Origin of the sequence: Paracidovorax wautersii, from assembly GCF_031453675.1 — a bacterium.
Lineage (GTDB): Bacteria > Pseudomonadota > Gammaproteobacteria > Burkholderiales > Burkholderiaceae_C > Paracidovorax.
The window spans coordinates 4,461,903-4,484,484 of record NZ_JAVIZX010000001.1; the positions used below are offsets into that span (position 1 = coordinate 4,461,903).

The 22,582-nt window shown below is 68.0% G+C and carries 21 protein-coding genes; 11 read left to right on the top strand and 10 right to left on the bottom strand.

The window, feature by feature from the left end:
- The first annotated feature begins 2 nt into the window (after positions 1-2).
- The 4 genes from QE399_RS20285 (at position 3) to QE399_RS20300 (ending at position 4,116) form a co-directional block, all read left to right on the top strand.
- Positions 3-1,244 carry a multidrug effflux MFS transporter gene (locus QE399_RS20285; protein ID WP_309831696.1) on the top strand — a complete coding sequence of 414 codons (1,242 nt, stop codon included), beginning with the start codon at positions 3-5 and terminating at the stop codon, positions 1,242-1,244.
- Positions 1,231-2,256 (top strand): tRNA (adenosine(37)-N6)-dimethylallyltransferase MiaA, encoded by a 1,026-nt coding sequence (gene miaA / locus QE399_RS20290; protein WP_405044014.1) that lies wholly within the window; start codon positions 1,231-1,233, stop codon positions 2,254-2,256. The genes QE399_RS20285 and miaA overlap by 14 nt, the downstream gene beginning before the upstream one ends.
- The gene (locus QE399_RS20295; protein WP_309831698.1) at positions 2,253-2,993 is read left to right on the top strand and encodes an ABC transporter ATP-binding protein; all 741 of its coding nucleotides are present in this window, start codon (positions 2,253-2,255) and stop codon (positions 2,991-2,993) included. The genes miaA and QE399_RS20295 overlap by 4 nt, the downstream gene beginning before the upstream one ends.
- A 145-nt stretch (positions 2,994-3,138) precedes the next feature.
- Positions 3,139-4,116, top strand: coding sequence for a helix-turn-helix transcriptional regulator (locus QE399_RS20300; RefSeq protein WP_309831700.1), 978 nt, complete (start codon positions 3,139-3,141; stop codon positions 4,114-4,116).
- Between the two features lie 53 nt (positions 4,117-4,169).
- On the opposite strand, the gene map is transcribed toward QE399_RS20300, so the two are convergent.
- The gene (gene map / locus QE399_RS20305) at positions 4,170-4,964 is read right to left on the bottom strand and encodes a type I methionyl aminopeptidase (protein WP_309831702.1); all 795 of its coding nucleotides are present in this window, start codon (positions 4,962-4,964) and stop codon (positions 4,170-4,172) included.
- A complete protein-coding gene (locus QE399_RS20310) occupies positions 4,964-5,227 on the bottom strand; it encodes a ParD-like family protein (protein WP_309831704.1) in 264 nt (87 codons plus the stop codon). Before QE399_RS20310 ends, map begins: the two co-directional genes overlap by 1 nt.
- Positions 5,228-5,338: 111 nt before the next feature.
- On the opposite strand from QE399_RS20310, the gene QE399_RS20315 reads away from it, so the two are divergent.
- The 3 genes from QE399_RS20315 to QE399_RS20325 all read left to right on the top strand — a co-directional run bounded on the left by QE399_RS20315 (position 5,339) and on the right by QE399_RS20325 (position 9,800).
- Positions 5,339-7,960 (top strand): FtsX-like permease family protein, encoded by a 2,622-nt coding sequence (locus QE399_RS20315; protein WP_309831705.1) that lies wholly within the window; start codon positions 5,339-5,341, stop codon positions 7,958-7,960.
- 110 nt (positions 7,961-8,070) lie between these two features.
- A complete protein-coding gene (locus QE399_RS20320; RefSeq protein ID WP_309831707.1) occupies positions 8,071-9,399 on the top strand; it encodes a DUF5677 domain-containing protein in 1,329 nt (442 codons plus the stop codon).
- Positions 9,400-9,542: 143 nt separating this feature from the next.
- Complete coding sequence (locus QE399_RS20325) at positions 9,543-9,800, top strand: pyridoxal-phosphate dependent enzyme (RefSeq protein ID WP_405044016.1); 258 nt, start codon at positions 9,543-9,545, stop codon at positions 9,798-9,800.
- Here the strand turns inward: QE399_RS20325 and QE399_RS20330 are convergent.
- Complete coding sequence (locus tag QE399_RS20330; RefSeq protein WP_309832216.1) at positions 9,781-11,163, bottom strand: aminotransferase-like domain-containing protein; 1,383 nt, start codon at positions 11,161-11,163, stop codon at positions 9,781-9,783. The genes QE399_RS20325 and QE399_RS20330 overlap by 20 nt on opposite strands.
- A 163-nt stretch (positions 11,164-11,326) precedes the next feature.
- On the opposite strand from QE399_RS20330, the gene QE399_RS20335 reads away from it, so the two are divergent.
- The 4 genes from QE399_RS20335 (at position 11,327) to QE399_RS20350 (ending at position 14,790) form a co-directional block, all read left to right on the top strand.
- Positions 11,327-11,560, top strand: coding sequence for a hypothetical protein (locus tag QE399_RS20335; RefSeq protein WP_309832218.1), 234 nt, complete (start codon positions 11,327-11,329; stop codon positions 11,558-11,560).
- Positions 11,561-11,674: 114 nt separating this feature from the next.
- Positions 11,675-12,730 (top strand): PLP-dependent cysteine synthase family protein, encoded by a 1,056-nt coding sequence (locus QE399_RS20340; protein WP_309831709.1) that lies wholly within the window; start codon positions 11,675-11,677, stop codon positions 12,728-12,730.
- A 128-nt stretch (positions 12,731-12,858) separates the two neighbouring features.
- Positions 12,859-14,037 (top strand): lipocalin-like domain-containing protein, encoded by a 1,179-nt coding sequence (locus tag QE399_RS20345; protein WP_405044018.1) that lies wholly within the window; start codon positions 12,859-12,861, stop codon positions 14,035-14,037.
- Between the two features lie 261 nt (positions 14,038-14,298).
- Positions 14,299-14,790, top strand: a complete 492-nt coding sequence (locus tag QE399_RS20350) for a hypothetical protein (RefSeq protein WP_309831710.1) — start codon at positions 14,299-14,301, stop codon at positions 14,788-14,790.
- A gap of 401 nt (positions 14,791-15,191) precedes the next feature.
- On the opposite strand, the gene QE399_RS20355 is transcribed toward QE399_RS20350, so the two are convergent.
- The 7 genes from QE399_RS20355 to QE399_RS20385 all read right to left on the bottom strand — a co-directional run bounded on the left by QE399_RS20355 (position 15,192) and on the right by QE399_RS20385 (position 22,238).
- Positions 15,192-16,184: a branched-chain amino acid ABC transporter permease gene (locus tag QE399_RS20355; RefSeq protein ID WP_309831712.1), complete on the bottom strand. Its 993-nt coding sequence runs from the start codon at positions 16,182-16,184 to the stop codon at positions 15,192-15,194.
- 11 nt (positions 16,185-16,195) lie between these two features.
- The gene (locus QE399_RS20360) at positions 16,196-17,080 is read right to left on the bottom strand and encodes a branched-chain amino acid ABC transporter permease (RefSeq protein ID WP_309831713.1); all 885 of its coding nucleotides are present in this window, start codon (positions 17,078-17,080) and stop codon (positions 16,196-16,198) included.
- Positions 17,081-17,124: 44 nt separating this feature from the next.
- Positions 17,125-18,321, bottom strand: a complete 1,197-nt coding sequence (locus QE399_RS20365; protein WP_309831715.1) for an ABC transporter substrate-binding protein — start codon at positions 18,319-18,321, stop codon at positions 17,125-17,127.
- Positions 18,322-18,441: 120 nt separating this feature from the next.
- Positions 18,442-19,638 (bottom strand): ABC transporter substrate-binding protein, encoded by a 1,197-nt coding sequence (locus tag QE399_RS20370; RefSeq protein WP_309831716.1) that lies wholly within the window; start codon positions 19,636-19,638, stop codon positions 18,442-18,444.
- Positions 19,639-19,693: 55 nt separating this feature from the next.
- Positions 19,694-20,404, bottom strand: coding sequence for an ABC transporter ATP-binding protein (locus QE399_RS20375; protein ID WP_309831718.1), 711 nt, complete (start codon positions 20,402-20,404; stop codon positions 19,694-19,696).
- The gene (locus tag QE399_RS20380) at positions 20,404-21,174 is read right to left on the bottom strand and encodes an ABC transporter ATP-binding protein (RefSeq protein WP_309831720.1); all 771 of its coding nucleotides are present in this window, start codon (positions 21,172-21,174) and stop codon (positions 20,404-20,406) included. The genes QE399_RS20375 and QE399_RS20380 overlap by 1 nt, the downstream gene beginning before the upstream one ends.
- A 266-nt stretch (positions 21,175-21,440) precedes the next feature.
- The gene (locus QE399_RS20385) at positions 21,441-22,238 is read right to left on the bottom strand and encodes a TOBE domain-containing protein (RefSeq protein WP_405044154.1); all 798 of its coding nucleotides are present in this window, start codon (positions 22,236-22,238) and stop codon (positions 21,441-21,443) included.
- Positions 22,239-22,582 lie beyond the last annotated feature (344 nt).

Consider the following 22,582-nt stretch of genomic DNA (forward strand, 5'->3'; position numbering starts at 1 on the left):
TCATGTCTACCCCCTCCTCCCTGCCGGCGACCGGGCCCGTGGCGCCCGCCGTGGCCCCGGGGCTCGCGGTGGTCGTGCTGGCGCTGCTGCTCAGCATCCAGCCCGTCACCACCGATCTGTACCTGCCCGCGCTGCCGGCCCTCACTCTCGACCTGCAAGCCCCTGTGGCCTCGGCGCAGCTCACGCTGAGCGCGCTGCTGCTGGCCTTCGGCGGCTCGCAGCTGGTGTGGGGCCCGCTGTCGGACCGGTTCGGCCGCCGCCCGGTGCTGCTGGCCGGACTGGGCCTGTATGGGGCCGCATCGGTCGGCAGCGCAGCGGCGCCCGGCATGGACGCGCTCATCCTGTGGCGCATTGCCCAGGGCGTGGCGATGGGCGCAGTGGTCATGGCGGCCCGCGCCATCGTGCGCGACCTGTATGCGCCGCTGGCGGGCGCGCGGGCCATGTCGCGCGCGCTCACGGGGCTGGGGCTGATCGCCTGCCTGTGCGCACCGCTGGGCGGCGTGCTGACCGAATGGCTGGGCTGGCGCGCCGCCCTGTCGGCGCTGGCCGTGTACGGAGCTGGCACGCTGGCGCTGGTGGCCCTGCGGATGCCGGAGACGCTGGCCCGACGCAACCCGCACGCCCTGCAGCCCGCCACGCTGTGGCGCACCTGGCGCACGGTGCTCGGGCACCCGACGTTCTGGGCCTTCTCGCTGCTGACCACGGCGTCGTACGGCGGCCTGTTCACCTTCCTGGCGTCGTCGCCCTTCATCTTCATCGAGGTGCTGGGCACGTCGCGCACGCACTTCGGGCTGGCGCTGCTGTCCACCGCGTTCGCCTACCTGCTGGGCACGCTGCTGTGCCGGCGCCTGCTGGAGCGCCTGGGCCTGCGCCGCACGGTGGCGGCGGGCGCGGTGCTGTCGGCCACGGCCGGCGTGCTGCTGGCGGCGCTGGCCCTGGCCGGCTGGCGCAGCCCCTGGGCGCTGCTGCTGCCGTTCTACCTGTACATGCTGGGCCACGGCGTGCACCAGCCCTGCGGGCAGACGGGCGCCGTGGGGCCCTTTCCGCAGGCCGCGGGTGTTGCCTCGGCCCTCAACGGGTTCATGATGATGCTGGTCGCCTTCGGCATCGGCCGCTGGTTGGGCTGGCGCCTGGACGGCAGCATCTGGCCGCTGGTGCAAGGCGTGGCGTTCTGGGCGCTGGCCCTGGCCACCATCGCCTGGATGCTGGTGCAACGATTTGGAGACCCCCGTGAGTCGCGCTGATGTTTTCCCCCCGCTCTCGCTGCCGGCCTCGCCCGCCTACATCGCGCTGGCCGGGCCCACCGCGTCGGGCAAGACCGCCGGCGCGCTGGCGCTGGCCGACGCCCTGGCGCCGCACCTGCCGGTGGAGATCGTCAGCGTCGACTCCGCCCTGGTCTACCGCGGCATGGACATCGGCACCGCCAAGCCCACGCCCCATGAGCTGGCGCGGGTGCCGCACCACCTGATCGACATCCGCGACCCGCTGCAGGCGTACAGCGCGGCCGAGTTCGTGCAGGATGCCGAGCGCCTGATCGCCGACATCCGTGCCCGCGGCGCGCTGCCTCTGCTGGTGGGCGGCACCATGCTGTACTTCAAGGCGCTGTTCGATGGCATCGACGACATGCCCGCCGCCGACCCCGCCGTCCGCGCCCGGCTGGACGCGCAGGCCGCCGCCATCGGCTGGCCGGCCATGCACGCCGAACTGGCCCGCGTGGACCCGGCCACCGCCGCCCGCCTGGCGCCCGGCGACAGCCAGCGCATCCAGCGCGCGCTGGAGGTGTGGCACGTATCCGGCCAGCCGCTGTCGAGTTTTCACACTACTAAAAATATAGCTGGCAGCGCTTACCCAGAAAGCGCCGGAGCCCTTTTTTCTTTGGAACCGACCGACCGGGCCTGGCTGCACGACCGCATCGCCCGCCGGTTCGACGCCATGCTGCAGGACGGCTTCCTGGACGAAGTGCGCCGCCTGCGCGCCCGCGGCGACCTGCACCTGGACCTGCCCTCCATGCGCTGCGTGGGCTACCGGCAGGCGTGGGAAGCGCTGGACTTCGAGGCCGCCACCGGCTCCTTCCCGGCCCGGGACCTGCGCGAGCGCGGCATCGCCGCCACGCGCCAGCTGGCCAAACGCCAGATCACCTGGCTGCGCAGCATGCCCCAGCGCCAGGCCATCGCCTGCGATGCACCGGACGCCACCGCGCAGCTGGTGCGCGCCGTCACGCAGCGCCTGCGCGGCGATGCAGCGGAGGCGCCATGACCGACGCCGCGCCCCACACGTCCGCGCCCGCCGCTGGCAACAGCGCCGGCAACAGCGCCGGCAACGATACCGACGACACTGTCCTGCAGGTGCAGGGCCTGACCAAGCGCTACGGCGACGCCACGCCCGTGTTCGCGCAGGTGGACCTGGCGGTGCGCCGTGGCGAGTTCGTCGCCATCGTCGGCGAGTCGGGCGTGGGCAAATCCACGCTGCTCAACTGCCTGGCCGGGCTGGACACCTGGAGCAGCGGCCGCGTGCTGCAGGGCGCCACGGACGTGGGCGCGCTCACGGACACCGAACGCGCGCTGTGGCGTCGCGCGCACGTGGGCTTCGTCTTCCAGGCCTTCCACGTGCTGCCGCACCTGGACGTGGCGCAGAACGTCGCCCTGCCGCTGATGCTGCTGGGCCGGAGCGAGCCCGAGCGCGTGGCCGGCATGCTGGACGCCGTGGGCCTGCAAGGCCTGGGCGACCGGCTGCCCCAGCAGCTCAGCGGCGGCCAGCTGCAGCGCGTGGCCATCGCCCGCGCCCTGGTGCACCGCCCCGCCCTGCTGCTGGCCGACGAGCCCACCGGCAACCTCGACCCCGGCACCGCCGCCCGCGTGATGGATCTGCTTTTGGCGCAAACCCGCGAGCACGGCGCGGCGCTGATCCTGGTCACCCACTCGGACGCCGCCGCCGCGCGGGCCGACCGCGTGCTGCGCCTGCGCAGCGACGGCATCGCCGGCAGCGCAGCCTGATCGGACCAGTTCCGCCGGGCCGGCAGCCCGGGTGACCGCCTCGGCCCACCGCCGCTGTGGAAGCGGCACCACAGCCGGATGATTTAGTGGCGCTATCGAGGGCGGCTTTTCTATACTGGATTCCCCACCGCCCACCGATCCGGCCATGCCCACCAGCGCCCCCCAGGACTACAGCGACCTGCTGCTGCGCCTGTACGGGCTGTCCCACGAGCAGACGATCGAGGGCTTTCAGGACGATGCGCTGCGGCTGCTGCAGTCCATCGTGCCGTTCGATGCGTCCATGTGGGGCACGGCACGCACCTCGCCGGCAGGCATCGACGTCCACACGCTGCACCTGTTCCGGAAATCGCCAGACATGATGGCCGAGTACGAGGCCGTGAAGCACCAGGACTCTGCCGCGGCCAGCCTGATGAACCGCAAGCGCGGTACGGTGGCGGTCCACGGGCCGACATGGCACGGCCGGCGCGAAGAGCGGGACATCGGCCAGTTTCTGTCGCGGTGGAAGCAGAACAACAACATCCTCACGGCGGACAACGATGTGGAGCGCCGCTTCGTGCACTGGATCTCGCTCTTCCGCGCCGACCCCGACCAGCAATGCCAGCAGCACGAACTGCAGCTGGTGCACCAGCTGGCGCCCCACCTCATGCAGGGCCTGGCCATCAACCGCCGCGTCCACCTGCAGCAGCGGCATCCCCAGAGCAGCGTGCCCTGCGGCACCGCCATCGCCGATCTGCGCGGCGTGATCTACCACGCCGATGCCGCCTTCCGCGAGATGCTGCGCACCGAATGGCCGGGCTGGAGCGGCCACACCCTGCCCGACCCCGCCCTCACGGACTTTCTGCAGGGCCAGGCACGCCATCTGGGCGGCACCGCGGTAATGAGCCACCATGCCGAGCACGGGCTGCTCTTCCTCAAGAGCCGTCGCCGCTGCCCGGCGGATGACCTCACGCCCAGCGAGTTCCGCGTGGCCCAGCTCACGGCCAAGGGCAACACGCACAAGCAGGTGGCGGCGCTGCTGCAGCGCTCGCCGGCCACGGTGCGCAACCAGCTGCAGTCGGCCTACGACAAGCTGGGCGTGGGCCACGTGGCGCAGCTGGTCGAGGCGCTGCGCGCGGCGGAGTAGCCGCCTCCCCCGCCTGCGGCCCGGCACCGCGGCCACAGTGCGCAACCGGACATTCAGGCGATGGCGGGGTAGTCTCCGCAGCCTTCCGGCCAGGGCGTCAGCACCTCGAAGCCCGTGGCCGTGACGGCCACCATGTGCTCCCACTGGGCGGACAGCGAACGGTCACGCGTCACCACCGTCCAGCCGTCGGCCAGTTCCTTCGTCTCGGCCTTGCCCGCGTTGATCATGGGCTCGATGGTGAAGACCATGCCCTCTTCCAGTCGCAGCCCGGTGCCGGGCCGGCCCCAGTGCAGCACCTGCGGATCGTCGTGGTAGATCTGGCCGATACCGTGGCCGCAGTATTCGCGCACCACGCTGAAACGCTCGCGGTGCGCCACGGTCTGGATGGCGTGGCCCACGTCGCCCAGCGTGGCGCCCGGCTTCACCGCGCGGATGCCGGCGCGCATGGCCTCGTAGGTGGTGCGCACCAGCCGGCGCGCCAGCGGGCCGGGCTCGCCCACGAAGTACATGCGGCTCGTGTCTCCGTACCAGCCGTCCTTGAGCACGGCCACGTCGATGTTGATGATGTCGCCGTTCTTCAGCACCTCGTCCGGCCGGGGAATACCGTGGCAGACCACGTGGTTGACCGAGGTGCACAGCGTCTTGGTGTAGCCGCTGTAGCCCACGTTGGCGGCAATGGCGCCCTGCACCTGCACGATGTAGTCGTGGCAGAGCTGGTCGAGCCGCTCCGTGGTCACGCCCGGCTGCACGTGCGGCGCGATCATGCGCAGCACATCGGCCGCCAGGGCCCCCGCGGCGCGCGCCATGGCGATCTCGGCCGGCGTCTTGATGAGGTCGGGGCGGGCCATCAGGCGGCCGCCTTGCGCGCGGCACGCACGGCTGGCGCCTGCGCCAGGCTGCGTTCACCGGCCGCCAGCACGCCCGCCACGCCGGCCTGCGCATCGCGCAGCAGCAGCTGGCAGATGTCCGCGTAGGCAAGCGTGGGGTACAGCTCGGACAGCATGCCGATGCGCATCCAGTGCTCGGCCTGGGCGTTGATAGAGCGGCTGAGCGCATCGCTGGCGGTGCGCAGGTTGTCGTGCATGGTGTCGGAGATCTTGACGAGGCCCATGGTCAATCCTTTGGATTTATACGATTCATATATGTTTCGTATATTAACCCAACGGCGTTGTCCCTGTCCGGCACGGGCCGGCACTGTGGGCAGCGCCCGCACAATGGGCGCATGCTCGCCTTGCTCCGCACCTTCTCCTGGCAGGAACTGCGCCACCATCCCTGGCGCAGCCTGGCCGCCGTCGTTGCCGTCACGCTCGGCGTGGCGCTGGGCTTTGCGGTGCACGTGATCAATGCCTCTGCGCTGGACGAGTTCTCGCAGGCGGTGCGCTCGGTCAACGGCCAACCCGATCTGGAACTGCGCGCCACACAGGGCGCGCTGCCCGAGTCGCTCTACGGCACGGTGGCCGCGCACCCGCAAGTCGCGCTCGCCAGCCCCTGGCTGGAGCTGACGGTGCAGGCGCGCGGGCCCGGCGGCGCCGCGGGTGCTCCGGTGGCCCTGCGCGTGGTGGGCGTGGATGCGCTGGTCGTGCCCGCCGTCGCCCCGGCCCTGATGCCCCGCCCCGCAGCCGATGCGCCGCGCCTGGCCATGCTGGCGCCGGCCACCGTCTTCCTCAATGCCGCCGCACAGCAGGCGCTGGGCCTGGCCGGCACAGACGCAGACACAGGCACGGACGGCGCCGCGCGATCGCTCACGCTGCAGGCCGGCCTGCAGACCCACACCGTGCAGGTCGCCGGCACCGTGGCCGCCGGTGGCGCGCCGCTTGCGGTGATGGACATCGGCGCCGCGCAAGACCTGTTCGCGCGCGGCGGCCAGCTCACCCGCATCGACCTGCAATTGCGCCCCGGCGCGCAGCGGGCCGAGGTGGAGCGCAGCCTGCAGGCCCTGCCCGGCTGGCCGGCCGGGGTGGTCGTGGCCGAGCCGGGCGACGCTGCGCAGCGCGTCAGCAACCTCTCGCGCGCCTACCGCGTCAACCTCACCGTGCTGGCGCTGGTGGCGCTGTTCACGGGCGCGTTCCTCGTCTTCTCGGTGCTGGCGCTCAGCGTGGCGCAGCGCGCCCCACAGTTCGCGCTGCTGGCCGTGCTGGGCGCCACGCCGCGCCAGCGCCTGGGGCTGGTGCTGGCCGAATCCGCCGCACTGGGCCTGCTCGGCAGCCTGTGTGGACTGGCGCTGGGCACGGGCCTGGCCGCGCTGGCGCTGCAGGTGCTGGGCGGCGACCTGGGCGGCGGCTACTTTGCCGGCGTGCAGCCCGCGCTGCAGTGGAGCCCCGTGGCCGCCGCCGTGTATGGCGCGCTGGGCGTGGCCGCCGCGCTGGTGGGCGGCTGGTGGCCCGCACGGCAGGCACAGCAGCTGCCGCCCGCGCAAACCCTCAAGGGCCTGGGCGCGCAGGACGGCCCAGCGCGCAGCGGGTGGGTGGGTCTGCTTTTGATAGCAGGCAGCGCTTTGCTGGCAAGCGCTCCACCCGTTTTTGGCATTCCTCTGGCCGCGTACGCCGCCGTGGGCCTGCTGCTGGTGGGCGGCATCGCCCTGCTGCCCTGGGCCGTGCAGGCGCTGCTGCACACCCTGCAGCCGCTGGTGCGCGGGCGCGTGCTGCCCCTGCTGGCGCTGGAGCGTGCGCGCCGCATGCGCGGCACCGCCGCCGTCGCGGTGGGCGGCGTAGTCGCGTCGCTCAGCCTCGCCGTCGCGCTCACGGTGATGGTGTCGAGCTTTCGCGGCTCGGTCATCGAATGGCTGGACGCCGTGCTGCCCGCGCCGCTGTACGTGCGCATGGCCGGCACCGGCGCGGCGGACGACGCGGCGGCCTTCCCGGGCGGCTTTGCCGAATCGGTGGCGCGCCTGCCCGGCGTGGACCGCGTGCAGCCCCTGCGCGTGAGCAGCCTGATGCTCGACCCCGGCCGCCCCGCCGTCGCCCTGCTGGCCCGGCCGCTGGGCGCAGACCCGGCCCAGGCATTGCCGCTGGTGGGCGCCGCCCTGCCCGTGCCCCCCGGCCGCGTGGGCGTGTACGTGAGCGAGGCCATCGTGCAGCTCTACGGCGTGCAGCCCGGCGCCGACTGGCCCGCGCTTTCACATTCTTTTCGGCCGCTAGCCCAGGCAGATCAAGCGCAACCAGCTACATTCTTCATAGCAGGCGTGTGGCGCGACTATGTGCGCCAGTTCGGCGCCGTCGCCATGGACAGCACCGCCTTCGTGCGCCTGACGGGCGACGCGCGTACCAGCGACCTGGCGCTGTGGCCCACGCCCGGCGCCGACGAAGCCGCACTGCGCGATGCGGTCACGGCCCTGGCGCAAGCCACAGCGGGCGCGGCTGCCGCCACCAGCGCCGCGCCGCTGGAATTCACCTCCGCCGCCGGTATCCGCGAACGCTCGCTCGGCATCTTCGACCGCAGCTTCGCCGTCACCTACTGGCTGCAGGCCGTGGCCATCGGCATAGGTCTGTTCGGCATCGCCGCCAGCTTCAGCGCCCAGGTGCTGGCGCGCCGCAAGGAGTTCGGACTGCTCGCCCACCTGGGCCTCACCCAACGCCAGGTGCTGGCCGTGGTCGCCGGCGAAGGCGCCGCCTGGACCGCCATCGGCGCCGTGGCCGGCACCCTGCTGGGCCTGGCCGTTTCGGTGGTGCTGGTGCACGTGGTGAACCCGCAGAGCTTTCACTGGACGATGGAATTGCGGGTGCCGGGGGAGAGGTTGTTGGCGCTGGGGGTGGCGGTGGTGGCCGCGGGGACGGTCACTGCGTGGCTGGCGGGACGGGCGGCTGCAGGGAGGGATGCGGTGATGGCGGTGAAGGAGGATTGGTAGAGGTTGTCGCCACAACCTTCTGACCATTTCTTACCGACACTTCGAGCGCCCCGTAACAGCGGTACGCAAGACATTCTGAGCGCTAAACACGCCTGATATGGAGGGCTACAGTGAAAAAGCCGAGAGTGATACAAGAAGCAATCGATTGTCTTTTTTCCGAACTCCTGTCTCAGGAAAGGCTGCTATCGCTGGCCCTGGTCAATGCTGCTGAGCGGCAAAAAGTCCAACTCTCGGAATCCGAAGTCAAACACTTGACGGGCGCAATTCTTAATGCAAAAGGAGACGAACTCACTATCGACTTGGATCCTTCATGTGGGTTGGGTCAGACCACGAAAGACGCGGAAGAGACGTTGCAAGCGATCATTGATGGACTCGCGGAAGCAATGGCAGATGTCTCAGACGAGGTAATCAAAACCGCTTCGGAAGCTATTCCTGATGCGTTAGCAGAAGTTGCCAAGCTTGTGGGCGATCACCTATCCAAACAAGCGTTTGAGCATGCACTCCAGCTGAGAGATTCGCATTCACGTCGTGCCGACGCAGTTCAATGCTTATGGGGTCCAGTGATTGATCAGTTGGACTTTATTAGACACATTGTGCTGGAGTGGAATTACTCAGCCGTGGACCTCCGCAAAGGGGCCTATAGCAACCGGCATATCTCATTCGCTTTGAACAGGCTTGTTGCAAGAGCATATGAAATCATCGGCGAAATCATTGCACTGACACGCGCTGGTTACGCAGACGGCGCTCTAGCGAGGTGGCGATCACTTCACGAAGTCTGTGTCGTCGCAATATTCATCGCCAAACAATCCGACAGGTGCGCAGAGATGTATCTGGCGCACCACTGCATTGAAGAACTCCGGCTTTTGAACGTAAACAAAACAAGCGGAACATCAAGCGTCGGGCACATTCATCGAGACCGTCATATACGTAATTTGCGCATACACAAAGCCGCAATGATCAGCAGATTCGGAAGCGCCTTTGGCACCGACTACGGGTGGGCTTCCGTAGAGCTCGGCCGAAATAAAACAACATTCCGGGATCTGGAGAACCACGTCGGACTTGAGACTTTGCGGCGAGGATATCAACAGGCAAATAGCATTGTCCATGGTGGTGCCCTCGCCACGCTCACACGGATTAGCCTCGGGGCCAATAAAGTCGGTGGCACTGCAGTACCTCCTGCGTATGGGTGCGAAGTCGCCATAAGTTACGCAACAGCATCTCTATCAATGATGATCGCCGAGTTGTGCGATGGAATAGAAAGTGCAGATTTGTTAACTATGAGCTTGGTCATTCACAACTCTGGACGCAAGCTTCGTGAAGAGATTAACCAATCGCAAAAGCAGATCACCGGCGATTCTCCACGAGCCCGGTTACTACTACGCAAAGCCATTCAGCGTGACTCTCGTACTAAAGCTAGGCCAGTCTTCCGAAAATCGTGATTAATACAGCCCGCTTAGCCCCAGGTGTTTACATATCAGTAAATTTGAAATGACCAGTTCCAGTAACTCTTGGCTCCCTAAACAATCGCCCGCCTCGAAGCCGACTAACACCGCAGCGCCGATACGCACTGGTACCCCTGCCCTTGCCGGGCTACGCGCCAGTCGGCATCGTCCTATGTCTGAAGGAGGAATCCACGCACCCCACGGGCAGCCTCAAGCACCGGGCTAGCGCGGTCGCTGTTCCTCTTTGCGCTGTGCCGTGCTCGGCTGCTGAGGGCTCGACCATCGTGGAGTCGCCCCGCAGCTCCACGGCAATGAGCGAGGCCTACTTTGCAGGCTTGCTGGGCCTGCCCTTCGTGGCCGTGATGCCGCGCAGCACGCCTAATCCGCAACGCCACTGAACGGGTCCGGCCGCCGCGCCAGCAGATGGGACAGCCGCTGAAGGCCCGCTTGCAAACGTGTGCGGTCCTGGATGCTGCCCAAGGAGATGCGGATGGCGTTGACAGAGGCCCCGCCGGAGGCGAAGGCCTCGGCCGGCGTGACGGAGATGCCTTCGCGGGCGGCCGCGCTGGCAAGCTGCGAAGAGCTCCAATACCCCGGCAATTCCAGCCACACATGCAGCCCGTCCCCCGCGCCGCTGTACCGGCCCGCCAGAAGGTTCTGCGCCATGCGATGGCGCTCGCGCGCCTCGTTGCGCACGCCCTCCATCAGGCCGTACGCCGAGCCGTCGAGGATCCACTGCGTGGCCAGGGCCGCCGTCAGTGGCGCGGCCATCAGTGCAAAGGACCGCAGCGCGGCCAGGAAGCGCTCCCGCTCCTGCGGGTCGCGCAGCAGCACGAAAGCGACACGCAGGCCGGGCGTCAGGCACTTCGACAGCGTCGAGATGTAGCAGACCTGCTCCGGGGCCAGCGCGGCGACGGGGGGCGGTGGCGCTTCGGCAAGCAGCCAGTAGGGGTCGTCCTCGACGATGCGTACGTGGCAGCGCTTCGCGATGCCTGCGAGTTCCTGCCGCCTGCGCTGCGGCATGGTGATGGCGGTCGGGTTCTGCAAGGTCGGGTTGAGGTAGAGCAGCCGGGGCTGGTGCAGGCGGCAGGCCTGCTCCAGCATCTCGGGCATCATCCCTTGCCCGTCAGCGCCCACCGCCACGACGCGCCGGCCGAACTGGGCCGCCACCGCGAGCAGGCCGGGATAGGTGGCAGGCTCGGCCAGGATCACATCGCCCGGCACCGTCAGGGCCAGGGTCAATGCGGCGATCGCCGCTTGCGCGCCCGGGCAGACGACCACCTGCGCCGGATCGAGAGCGCCGAACATCGGCTCCAGCCAGCGAGCGCCCGCCTGGCGGTCCGCATCGCTGCCCCCGCCAGACTGGTACGTCATCAGCAAGCCGGTATCCGCCGTCATCAGCACCTGCGACATGCCCTGCTTCAACAGGTCGCCGAAGTCCACGCCCGCCGGGGGCGGCGGTGTGTTCATGCTCAGATCCAGGACAGCAGTCCATTCGACCTTCGGCGCCGCGACATACGTGCCGCGGGCGCCGCGCCCCTCCAGCAGGTGGCGGCGCTTGGCCTCTTCGTAGGCGCGCGTGACCGTCGTCAGGTCGACGCCCAACTGTGCGGCCAGCCGGCGCTGCGGCGGCAAGCGGTCGCCCGGCTTCAGCGAACCGCCGGCCACCGCCGCCTGCAGCGCATCCGCGATCTGCAGAAAGCGGGGTCCGCCCTGCGCGGCCCAGCGCGGCCACCAGATCGGCAAAGGGTCATCCTGCAGGGTTGCCACGGCGTCGTTGTCTCTCGGATGTATGGAAATTGTTTTTAAGTAGCATGCGCTGAAAGGCGGAACAGGGCCAGGCGGACGTGGGCCGTTGCCGACGTTCGCGCCCCTTCCCCGCGGGGCGGGCTCTGCCAAGTCATAGGCTGGAAACTCTCAAATGATGATCGACTGGATCCCCGTAGTCTTCGTGACGTTCAAGGTTCTCATATTCGGCACCTGCATGTGCTTCGCCATCAAGTGGCACTACGACCAGGGCAAGAAAGGCATGGACAGGCGCGCGCTGCTGCGCACGGGCGGCAAGGTGGCGGCCCTCTTCGTGCTGGTGCTCCTGGGTGTGCTGCTCTTCACCTTCGGCGTTGCCAGCAGGCTGGGCATGGACCTGCGGCTGCCTTGACGGCCGCCGCGCCAGCCGAGAGGGGCCGTGGGCAGGGGTGAATGCCCGCTGCCCATCGGGCTCTCTATCGCCCAGGGCCGACGCGCCACGGGGCCGCTGCGGGACAATCCGCCCATGACGACTCCCTCCCCCTGGCTCCACGAAGCCATCGCCCACATCGAAGCTGATTACCAGCGCAGCGCCGACACCCACCTGATCCCGCTGCCCCTGCCGGGCTACGCCGCGGCCGGCATCGACCTGTACCTGAAGGACGAATCCACGCACCCCACCGGCAGCCTGAAGCACCGGCTGGCGCGGTCGCTGTTCCTCTATGCGCTGTGCAATGGCTGGGTGCACGAGGGCTCGACCATCGTGGAGTCGTCCAGCGGCTCGACGGCGGTGAGCGAGGCCTACTTTGCACGGCTGCTGGGCCTGCCCTTCGTGGCGGTGATGCCGCGCAGCACCTCGGCCGAGAAGATCGCGCTGATCGAGTTCTATGGCGGGCGCTGCCATTTCGTGGAGAGCGCGGGCGAGGTGTACGAGGCCGCACGGGCCGTGGCTGCGGAAACGCGGGGCCATTACATGGACCAGTTCACCTATGCCGAGCGCGCCACCGACTGGCGGGGCAACAACAACATTGCCGAGAGCATGTTCACGCAGATGGCGCGCGAGCGGCATGCGGTGCCGCGCTGGATCGTGGTGGGCGCAGGCACGGGCGGCACCAGCGCCACCATTGGCCGCTATGTGCGCTACCAGCGCCACGCCTCGCAGGTGTGCGTGGCCGACCCGGCAGGTTCGGTGTTCAGCGCATACCACCGCACGGGCGTGGCCACGCTGACGGCGCCGGGCTCGCGCATCGAAGGCATCGGCCGGCCGCGCGTGGAGCCGAGCTTCATCCGCACGCTGGTGGACCGCATGGAAGAAGTGGCGGACGACGATTCGATTGCCGCCATGCGCGCACTGTCTACCCTGCTGGGCCGGCGCGTGGGCCCGTCCACGGGCACCAACTTCGTCGCCATGCTGCGGCTGGCGCACGAGATGCGCGAGGCCAATCAGCAGGGCTCCATCCTGTCGCTGCTGTGCGATTCGGGCGAGCGCTACCTGCCCACGTACTACGACGATGCCTGGGTGGAGACGCGCATGGGATCCTGCGCAGCCGCGCGCGAGCGTGTGGACGCATTGCTGGCCTGAGCGCCAGGGCACGCCGCTCCCCTTCTGCCATGGCGCACTCCCCCCACCCGACGTTCCTGGCTGTTAGCGGCGCTGCAACGAGTGCCCCGACAGCCGCGCCAACTACGCTGATCACGCAGGGCGATTCCATGCCTCCTGGGCCCCGCATCCCCGGCCCGGGTGCCGCCACGCGGCGGCGCTGGCTGCTGGCGCTGGCCGGGCTAGGCGGCGGCATGGCCGCCGGCAGCCTGTGGCCCGTCGGCGCGGCCTGGGCGCTGCCCGAGCGCACGCTGGCCTTTCCGCGGGACCACGGCAGCCACGCCGACCTGCGCACCGAGTGGTGGTACATCACCGGCCAGGCCTGGGCGGGCGGGCGGCCTTGGGGCTTTCAAGTGACTTTCTTCCGCTCGCGCGTGGAGGCAGCGCAGCCGCTGCAGTCGGCATTTGCGGCCAAGCAGCTGATCTTCGGCCATGCCGCGCTGACCGACGTGCAGGGCAAGCGCCTGGTGCATGACCAGCGCATCGCACGCGCGGGCTTCGGCATCGCCGGCGCGGAGGAAGGCGACACCGGCGTGCGCCTGCGCGACTGGTCGCTCACCCGCACCGATGCCGCTGGCCCGGGCCGCAGCCGCTATGCCGCGCGGGTGCAGGGGAGCGCCTTTGCCCTGGAGCTGCAGTTCGACAGCACGCAGCCGGTGCTGCTGCAAGGGCGCGGCGGCCTGTCGCGCAAGGGGCCGGACGCGGCGCAGGCCAGCTACTACTACAGCCAGCCGCAGCTGGCCGTGTCGGGCCACATCATGCTGCAGGGCCAGCGCATGGCGGTGCAGGCGCCGCCGGCTTCTTCTGGCGGCGCCGACGCACTGCCCACCAACCGCGCATGGATGGACCACGAGTGGAGCGAGGCGCTGATGCACCCCGAGGCCGTGGGCTGGGACTGGATCGGCATGAACCTGGCCGACGGCAGCGCGCTCACGGCCTTTCGCCTGCGCCGCGCGGATGGCAGCGCCCTGTGGGCCGGTGGATCGGTGCGCGGCGCGGGCGAGCAGACCGCCTCGGTGTTTGCGCATGACGCGGTGGTGTTCACGCCGCTGCGGCGCTGGCGCAGCGGCCATAGCGATGCGCACTACCCCGTGGAATGGCGCGTACAGACGCCTGCCGGCGACTTCACCGTGCATGCCCTCCTCGACGACCAGGAGCTGGACAGCCAGGGATCGACCGGCGCGATCTACTGGGAAGGCCTGAGCGAGCTGCGCGACGCCGGGGGCCGTGCCGTGGGCCGGGGCTATCTGGAGATGACGGGCTATGCGAAGCGGCTGCAGTTGGGTTGAGCTCAGCGGAACGCGCTGAGGAATGCCGCTGACCCCCAGCCCGTTCAAAGGCGCTTTTCCAGCCGCCTGCACGGTACCCACGCCCTTCCCGCCAGGGGGCGCTTCATGGGCCCACGGACCGCGTGCGCCCACCGGCACATCGGTCCCCATGGCCGGTGCGGCCCGGAAGTCACCCCATGCCGGGACAGCCCCAGGCCGCAAAACACTGTATGAGCAGACAGTAAAATACCGGGCTCGCCAGCTTCCAAAGATCGCCCAGACATGTCCGTAGAACCCGACCAAGCCGTTGCCTCCGTCTTCGAAGACCGTCTTTGGCACCACAACGGCTGGGAGGCCCGCGTCGTCAAGAACGAAGACGACGATGGCTGGGCTGTGGCCATGACCCAGGATGGGCAGGCCGAACCCGCCCTGGTCGGCCCCTGGACCATGGGCCGCGACAAGAAGAACCCCAAGCCGCTGGACATGGCAGCGTTCAACACCCTGGTGAAGACGGCCCACGAAGTCATTCGCCGGGCGGAGCAGCACCAGGCGGCGCTGTTGCACAAGGAGATCGAGATCGACGTGCGCGGCTCGCGTGTGACCGTCGCTCTCGACATCGAACCCGACGAGGACAACCCCTCCGCCACGCTCACCGCCACGGCGGCAGACGGCAGCGAACTGGCGAAGGTGCGCGTCCGGCCGGACCACCGGCTGAACCGGGCCTCTGCGCAGCGCTGGGCAGAGGCAGGGTATCCGCGGCCCAGCGAGGACTGAGGCACGAAGGGTGCCGAGCACGGTGCCGGGCGGGGACGCCAAAGGGGCTGCGCCAGGCGCGGGTTGATGTCAGAACGCGTAACAGGTGTGGCGGACACCGCGGTGGGTGGGTCGCTTAGATTGCTATTTATTCGATAGCTGACAGCGCAGGCCATTAAAGGGCCGGAGGCCGATTTTTCTTTGATTGCTGCGACTGTGTTCTGCGCAGCAGCGGCACTCCGCGCTGAGCCGCCAAGCGCGGCACGCCCTTTTTCGGCCGGCACGACAGGCCAAGCGCTCCCTGCCGCTCAGCGCTCACAAAGCAAAGCCACGTAGAACATGCGTCCTGCGTGGCTTGGAAGGGTCTTGGATCGACAGCGCCTTCACCGCCCAGAGCGGGTGCGCGGAGCCCCGCGCGGCGGTCAGTGCCGGCCGCCCCGGCGGCGGTGCAGCCAGGCGATGATCTCGCCCATGATCCCGCGGCGGAAGGCCAGCACGCAGACCACGAAGATCAGGCCGGTGACGATGGTCACCGACTCGCCGAGCGTGCGGAACCATTCCACGCCCGACATAGAAGCGAGCAGGTTGCCGAACTCGCCGATCTTGTTCTCCAGCAAGACCACCACGGCCGAGCCGACCAGCGGGCCGCTGAGCGTGCCCAGGCCGCCCACCAGTGTCATCAGCACGACGTGGCCGGAGGCGCTCCAGTGCACGTCGGACAGCGTGGCGAAGCCCAGCACCAGCGTCTTGAGCGCACCGGCCAGCCCGGCGATGGCGGCCGAGAGCACGAAGGCCAGCAGCTTGAAGCGGTTGGTGTCGTAGCCCAGCGAGATGGCGCGCGGCTCGTTCTCCTTGATGCCCTTGAGCACCTGGCCGAACGGCGAGTGGATGGTGCGCACGATGACCAGGAAGGCCACCACCACCACGACCAGCGCCACGTAGTACATGGTGGTGTCGTTGGCCAGGTCGATCACGCCGAAGAGCTTGCCGCGCGGAACGCCCTGCAGGCCGTCCTCGCCGCCCGTGAACGGCGCCTGCAGGCAGGCGAAGAACAGCATCTGGGCCAGCGCCAGCGTGATCATGGTGGAGTAGATGCCCTGGCGGCGGATGGCGAAGAAGCCCATCACCAGGCCCAGCAGCGCGCCGGAGAGCAGGCCGGCCAGCAGGCCCAGTTCGGGCGTGGCGCCCCACACCTTCACCACATGCCCGGTCACATAGGCCGCCCCGCCCAGGAAGGCTGCATGGCCGAACGACAGGATGCCGGTGTAGCCCAGCAGCAGGTTGAAGGCCGACGCGAACAGGGCGAAGCACATGAGCTTCATCACGAACAGGGGATACGCACCCAGGAGCGGCGCCACGACCAGCCCCGCGAGCAGCAGGCCGTAGCCGATGAAAGCAAGATTCTTGGATTTCATGCTGTGGCCCCTTATTTCTCTTTGCCGAAGAGGCCGGCGGGGCGGATGAGGAGAACGATGACCATGATGACGAACACCACGGTGGAAGAAGCCTCGGGGTAGAACACCTTGGTGAAGCCTTCGATGACGCCCAGGCCCAGCCCCGTGAGAATGGAGCCCATGATGGAGCCCATGCCGCCGATCACCACCACGGCGAACACCACGATGATGAGGTTCTGCCCCATGAGCGGCGTGACTTGGTAGACCGGCGCGGCCAGCACGCCCGCAAAGGCCGCCAGGGCGGCGCCGAAGGCGTAGGTGAGCGTGATCATCACGGGGACGTTGACGCCAAAGGCCTCGACGAGGCGCGGGTTCTCGGTGCCGGCGCGCAGGTAGGCGCCCAGCTTGGTCTTCTCGATCACGTACCACGTGCCCAGGCACACCACGATGGAGGCCACCACCACCCAGGCGCGGTAGTTGGGCATGATCATGAAACCCAGGTTGGTGGCGCCTTCGAGCAGTTCAGGCGTGTCGTACCCCAGGCCCGACACGCCGTAGATGGAGCGGAACACCCCCTCGATCAGCAGCGTGAGCCCCAGCGTGAGCAGCAGGCCGTAGAGGTGGTCGAGCTTGTAGATCCAGCGCAGCAGCAGGCGCTCGATGAGCACGCCGAGGATCCCCACCACCACCGGCGCCGCGATGAGCATCACCCAGTAGTTGACGCCCAGGTAGGTCATGGCCATCCAGGTGAGCAGCGCCCCCAGCATGAACAACGCGCCGTGGGCGAAGTTGATCACGTTGAGCAGGCCGAAGATCACGGCCAGCCCCAGGCTGAGGATCGCGTAGAACGAGCCGTTGACCAGCCCCAGAAGGAGCTGGCTCAACAGGCCCGGCAGTGAAACACCAAAGATTTCCATGGGTCAGCGAAGGTGGTGAGGGGGATCGGTTCGGCGTCAGGCCATCATTTCCACAGGGCGCACTTGCTTTCGGCCTTGGTGGCGAAGACCTCTTCGCCCGGCAGCTTCTTGATGAGCTTGTAGTAGTCCCACGTGCCCTTGGATTCGGACGGCGCCTTCACCTGCATGAGGTACATGTCGTGCACGTAGCGGCCGTCGGCACGCAGGTAGCCCGAGCCGAAGAAGTCGTTCATCTTCATGCCGCGCCAGGCCTCCATGACCTTGTCGGCATCGACGGTCTTGGCAGCCTCGACGGCCTTGAGGTAGTTCATGGTGGCGGAGTAGTCGGCCGCCTGGATCTCGGTAGGGCGGCGCTTGGTCTTCTCCATGAACTTGTCGGCGAACTTGCGCGTCTCGTCGTTCAGGTCCCAGTACCAGCTGGTGGTGAACTGCAGGCCTTCGGTGTTGCGCAGGCCCAGGCTGTGGATGTCGCTGTAGAAGATCAGCAGGCCGGCGAGCTTCATGTTCTTGCCGATGCCGAACTCCTTGGCCGCCTTGATCGAGTTGATGGTGTCGCCACCGGCGTTGGCCAGGCCCAGCACCTGGGCCTTGGAGTTCTGCGCCTGCAGCAGGAAGGACGAGAAGTCCGACGCATTGAGCGGATGGCGCACAGAGCCCACCACCGTGCCGCCCTTGGCCTTGATGACGGTAGAGGCATCGGCCTCCAGCGCGTGGCCGAAGGCGTAGTCCGCGGTCAGGAAGAACCAGCTCTTGCCGCCGCCGTCCACGATGGTGGCGCCCGTGCCCTTGGACAAGGCGACCGTGTCGTACGCGTAATGCACCGTATAGGGCGTGCACTGCTCGTTGGTCAGCGCCGACGAGGCCGCGCCGTTGTTGATCATCACGCGCTTCTTTTCCTGCGCCACCTTGGCCAGCGCCAGCGCCGTGCCGGAGTTGGTGCCGCTGAAGACCATGGTCAGGCCCTGCGTGTCGATCCACTCGCGTGCCTTGGACGCCGCGATGTCGGCCTTGTTCTGGTGGTCGGCCGTCAGCAGTTCGATGGGCAGGCCCAGCACCTTGCCGCCGAAGTCGTCGATGGCCATCTGGATGGCGACCGCGCCGTTCTTGCCTTCCACGTCCGCATACAGGCTGGACATGTCGGTGATGAAGCCGATCTTCACCTTGTCCTGTGCCTGCACAGCCGAGGCGGCCAGGCCCATGGCGCCCAGCACCATCGCCATTTTCGTGAGCTTCGCTTTCATGTCTTTGTCTCCTGGTTCTGTGTGTTTTCTTCTTCGGGTGTCAAAGCCGGCCTGCCTGGCGCCTGCGCGCCGGGCAGGCCACTCAACGCAGGTCAGGCACGGTGCGCGTCAGCGACAGCATCACTTCCACAGCGTGCACTTGCTTTCGGCCTTGGTGGTCCACACCTGGTCGGCGGGCAGCTTGCTCACGACCTTGTAGTAGTCCCAGGGCTCCTTCGATTCGGACGGCGCCTTGACCTGCACCAAGTACATGTCGTGCGCGAAACGGCCATCGGGACGGATGGTGCCCTTGGCGTAGAAGTCGTCGATGGGCGTGGACTTGAGCTTCTCCATCACCTTGTCGGCGTCGGTGCTCTTGGCGGCCTCCACGGCCTTCAGATAGTTCATGGTGGCCGAGTAGTCGGCGGCCTGGATGTCGGTGGGCATGCGCTTGGTCTTGGCGAAGAACTTGCGGCCGAACTCGCGCGTCTTGTCGTTCAGGTTCCAGTCCCAGCTGGTGGTGAGCAGCAGTCCCTCGGTGTTCTTCAGGCCCAGGCTGTGGATGTCGGTGATGAACACCAGCAGGCCGGCCATCTTCATGCTTTTGTTGATGCCGAACTCGCGCGCGGCCTTGATGGCGTTGATGGTGTCGCCGCCCGCGTTGGCCAGGCCCAGGATCTGCGCCTTGGAGTTCTGCGCCTGCAGCAGGAAGGACGAGAAGTCGGAGGCATTCAGCGGGTGCTTGACGCTGCCCACCACCTTGCCGCCGGCTTCCTTGACCACCTTGGCGGTGTCGGCCTCCAGGGCCGCGCCGAAGGCGTAGTCGGCCGTGAGGAAGTACCAGTCCTTGCCGCCCTGCTTAACCACCGCGCTGCCGGTGCCCTTAGCCAGCGCCACGGTGTCGTACGCGTAGTGCACGGTGTAGGGGCTGCACTGCTCGTTGGTCAGGGCCGAGGTGCCGGCACCGTTGACGATGAACACGCGTTTCTTCTCCTGCGCCACCTTCGCCAGCGCCAGGCCGGTGCCGGAGTTGGTGCCGCCGAACAGCATGGTCAGCCCCTGCGTGTCGATCCACTCGCGCGCCTTGGACGCGGCGATGTCCGCCTTGTTCTGGTGGTCCGCCGTGACGAGCTCGACCGGCTGGCCCAGCACCTTGCCGCCGAAGTCGTCGATGGCCATCTGGATGGCCACGGCGCCGTTCTTGCCTTCCACGTCGGCGTACAGGCTCGACATGTCGGTGATGAAACCGATCTTCACTTTCTCTTGCGCCTGTGCGGCGGAAGCGGCCAGGCCCAGGGCGCCGATGACCAGAGCCAGTTGCGTGAGTTTCGCTTTCATGTCGTTGTCTCCTGTGGAATGGGTGGGATGCGAGGGGAAGGCAGCGCTGTGCCGGTCAGACGCCGAGCAGTTCGTTCAGCACGGGCATGCGGGCCTCCAGCTCGGGGGCGCCGAACTGCAGGGCGATGCGGCCATGCTCCATGACGTAGAAGCGGTCGGCCAGCGGCGCGGCGAAGCGGAAGTTCTGCTCGACCATCACGACCGTGTAGCCCTTCTGGCGCAGCGTGGTGATCATGCGGGCCAGGGCCTGCACGATGACGGGGGCCAGACCTTCCGAGATTTCATCGAGCAGCAGCAGCTTGGCGCCCGTGCGCAGGATGCGCGCCACGGCCAGCATCTGCTGCTCGCCCCCCGACAGGCGCGTACCCTGGCTGTGGCGCCGCTCCGCCAGGTTGGGGAACATGGCATAGATCTCGTCCACCGACATGCCCTGCATGCCGGTCTTGAGCACCGGCGGCAGCAGCAGGTTCTCTTCGCACGACAGGCTGGAGAAGATGCCGCGCTCTTCGGGGCAGTAGCCCACGCCCAGATGGGCGATGCGGTGCGTCGGCATCTGGATGGTCTCGACGCCGTTGATCTTGACCGAGCCCTTGCGCGAGCCCGTCAGGCCCATCACCGCCCGCATGGTGGATGTGCGACCGGCGCCGTTGCGGCCCAGCAGCGTGACGACCTCGCCGGGCTGCACGACGATGTCCACGCCATGCAGCACGTGCGATTCGCCATACCAGGCTTCGAGGCCGCGGATTTCAAGTGCGGGAGCGGTCATCAATGCGCTCCTTGCAGTTGGCCGTCGGTGGTACCCATATAGGCCTCCATGACCTGCGGATTGCGGGAGACCTCTTCGTACGGCCCCTCGGCCAGCACGGCGCCGCGCTGAAGCACGGTGATGCAATCGGCGATGGTGGCGATGACCTTCATGTTGTGTTCGACCATGAGGATGGTGCGGCCTGCCGACACCTTCTTGATGAGCTGGGTGACGCGGTCCACGTCTTCATGGCCCATGCCCTGCGTAGGTTCGTCCAGCAGCATCAGCTCGGGCTCCATCGCCAGCGTGGTGGCGATCTCCAGCGCGCGCTTGCGGCCGTAGGGCAGGTTCACGGTGACTTCGTCGGCCAGGTCTTCCAGCCCCACTTCGGTCAGCAGCTGCATGGCGCGGTCGTCGAGCTGGTGCAGCGTCTTTTCGCTGCGCCAGAAATGGAAGGAGGTGCCGAGCTTGCGCTGCAGGCCCAGGCGCACGTTCTCCAGCAGCGTGAGATGCGGGAACACCGCGGAGATCTGGAACGAGCGGATCACGCCGCGCCGGGCGATCTGCGCGGGGTGCTCCCGCGTGATGTCTTCGCCGTTGAATCGGATCTCGCCGGACGTGGGTTCCAGGAACTTGGTCAGCAGATTGAAGCAGGTGGTCTTGCCCGCGCCGTTCGGCCCGATCAATGCGTGGATGGAGCCGCGGCGCACCGACAGATTGACGTCGCTGACCGCAGTGAAACCCTTGAACACCTTGGTCAGGCTGTGGGTTTGGAGAATGACATCGCTCATTGCGCCTTGGCCGCTCCGTGGTGGGGCAGGTGAAAGCGATGTGTGGATCAAAGCCTCATGCCTGCGTTATGTTGCAGCGCATCGTATGTCGCTGCCACGCCTGCGAGGAACTGGGACAAATGCCTATGTATAAATGCCTATGCTCCGCAACCCTGTGCATCCATGCACACCGCGCGTGCATCCTTGCGTGAGAGCGCAGCACCTGCAGCGCTGCAGTTGCGCGTGGGACTGCGTAGAGCCGCGCACGTATCGGCGCGGCGCACCGCTCAATCGATGGCCGCCAGCACCACGGCGGACTCATCCACCGACAGCAGCACACGGCCGCGGACACGCAACGCCTGCGCGGCCCGCGCGAAGCCGACGATCTGCACGCCGGCATCCAATTGCGCCGACACCTCATGCTCCAGCGGCCCCCGCGCCACGCGCGTGATTGCGCCGCTCCATTGGTTGGGCAGGGACGGCGCAGCCACGGCGGAAGCGGCCGGCAGGACCGCGGCACGCACCGCAGTGGCCTTGCACAGCGCCAGCACCGGCACACCGCGGCGCAGCGCCAGCAGCTCGGCACTCTCGCGGGTGATGCGCGCGCACACGGCCAGCCCCGTCCCGGCGCCCTGCTGCAGAGCGCCGCGCAGATGCACACGCACGAGGGGGCCCAGGCGCTCCAGTGACTCGACCACGCACGGCCACTGGTTGCGCATGCTGGTGCGCACGGTCAGGCGCGCCGCCGCGGCGCCCGGTCCACCGGTGGCTTCAAGGCCGTCGAACACGGAGCGGCGTGCCTGCGCCATCGCATCGGCCGCATCCAGCAGCTGACGCCCTGCCGCGGTGAGCTGCGTACCACCGCCGCCCACGCCCCCCACGGCCCGTTCCACCAGGGGCACGCCCGCCAGATTGGTCAGTGTGTCCAGCGCCTGCCACGCCGCCTTGTAGCTGACGCCCACCGCCCGCGCAGCCTGGGAGATGGAACCGTCCACGCCGATGCGGCGCAGGATGTCGATGCGCCGATCGGCCTGCCCATGGCTCAAGGCATCTGAAAAGGAAACACGCTGCTGCATGGGCGCCATCATGCCGCGTCTTCGGGCGTGACCGCCCCCCCGCGCGACGCAGACACCCATGGCTCGCATCGGCAGGCTCTCGCTACCCATGCAAGGAATAGTGATGCCTACCGCCGATCTCACTGCGAGACGTTCGACGCGCCGCTCAGGAATATCGCCGCGCTGGGGTGATCCGCAGCGACCGCTGCCGTACCGGTTCCTCCTCAATCACGCGCAGCGGATTCCCAGTGAACCGGCGCGCCGTCGCACCGCCGTGGTGCATGTCGCCCAGGCGTCATGGAAAACCCCAGCCATGCGCGTCAGCCTTTTTTCAGCAGGTCGGCCGTACGATGCGCTTTAATCGCCCGACCCCC

Coding starts and splice junctions, on each gene's coding strand:
- QE399_RS20285 (WP_309831696.1), top strand. CDS start 3: ATGTCTACCCCCTCCTCCCTGCCGGCGACCGGGCCCGTGGCGCCCGCC.
- QE399_RS20295 (WP_309831698.1), top strand. CDS start 2,253: ATGACCGACGCCGCGCCCCACACGTCCGCGCCCGCCGCTGGCAACAGC.
- QE399_RS20300 (WP_309831700.1), top strand. CDS start 3,139: ATGCCCACCAGCGCCCCCCAGGACTACAGCGACCTGCTGCTGCGCCTG.
- map (WP_309831702.1), bottom strand. CDS start 4,964: ATGGCCCGCCCCGACCTCATCAAGACGCCGGCCGAGATCGCCATGGCG.
- QE399_RS20310 (WP_309831704.1), bottom strand. CDS start 5,227: ATGGGCCTCGTCAAGATCTCCGACACCATGCACGACAACCTGCGCACC.
- QE399_RS20315 (WP_309831705.1), top strand. CDS start 5,339: ATGCTCGCCTTGCTCCGCACCTTCTCCTGGCAGGAACTGCGCCACCAT.
- QE399_RS20335 (WP_309832218.1), top strand. CDS start 11,327: ATGATCGACTGGATCCCCGTAGTCTTCGTGACGTTCAAGGTTCTCATA.
- QE399_RS20340 (WP_309831709.1), top strand. CDS start 11,675: ATGACGACTCCCTCCCCCTGGCTCCACGAAGCCATCGCCCACATCGAA.
- QE399_RS20345 (WP_405044018.1), top strand. CDS start 12,859: ATGCCTCCTGGGCCCCGCATCCCCGGCCCGGGTGCCGCCACGCGGCGG.
- QE399_RS20350 (WP_309831710.1), top strand. CDS start 14,299: ATGTCCGTAGAACCCGACCAAGCCGTTGCCTCCGTCTTCGAAGACCGT.
- QE399_RS20355 (WP_309831712.1), bottom strand. CDS start 16,184: ATGAAATCCAAGAATCTTGCTTTCATCGGCTACGGCCTGCTGCTCGCG.
- QE399_RS20360 (WP_309831713.1), bottom strand. CDS start 17,080: ATGGAAATCTTTGGTGTTTCACTGCCGGGCCTGTTGAGCCAGCTCCTT.
- QE399_RS20365 (WP_309831715.1), bottom strand. CDS start 18,321: ATGAAAGCGAAGCTCACGAAAATGGCGATGGTGCTGGGCGCCATGGGC.
- QE399_RS20370 (WP_309831716.1), bottom strand. CDS start 19,638: ATGAAAGCGAAACTCACGCAACTGGCTCTGGTCATCGGCGCCCTGGGC.
- QE399_RS20375 (WP_309831718.1), bottom strand. CDS start 20,404: ATGACCGCTCCCGCACTTGAAATCCGCGGCCTCGAAGCCTGGTATGGC.
- QE399_RS20380 (WP_309831720.1), bottom strand. CDS start 21,174: ATGAGCGATGTCATTCTCCAAACCCACAGCCTGACCAAGGTGTTCAAG.
- QE399_RS20385 (WP_405044154.1), bottom strand. CDS start 22,238: ATGGCGCCCATGCAGCAGCGTGTTTCCTTTTCAGATGCCTTGAGCCAT.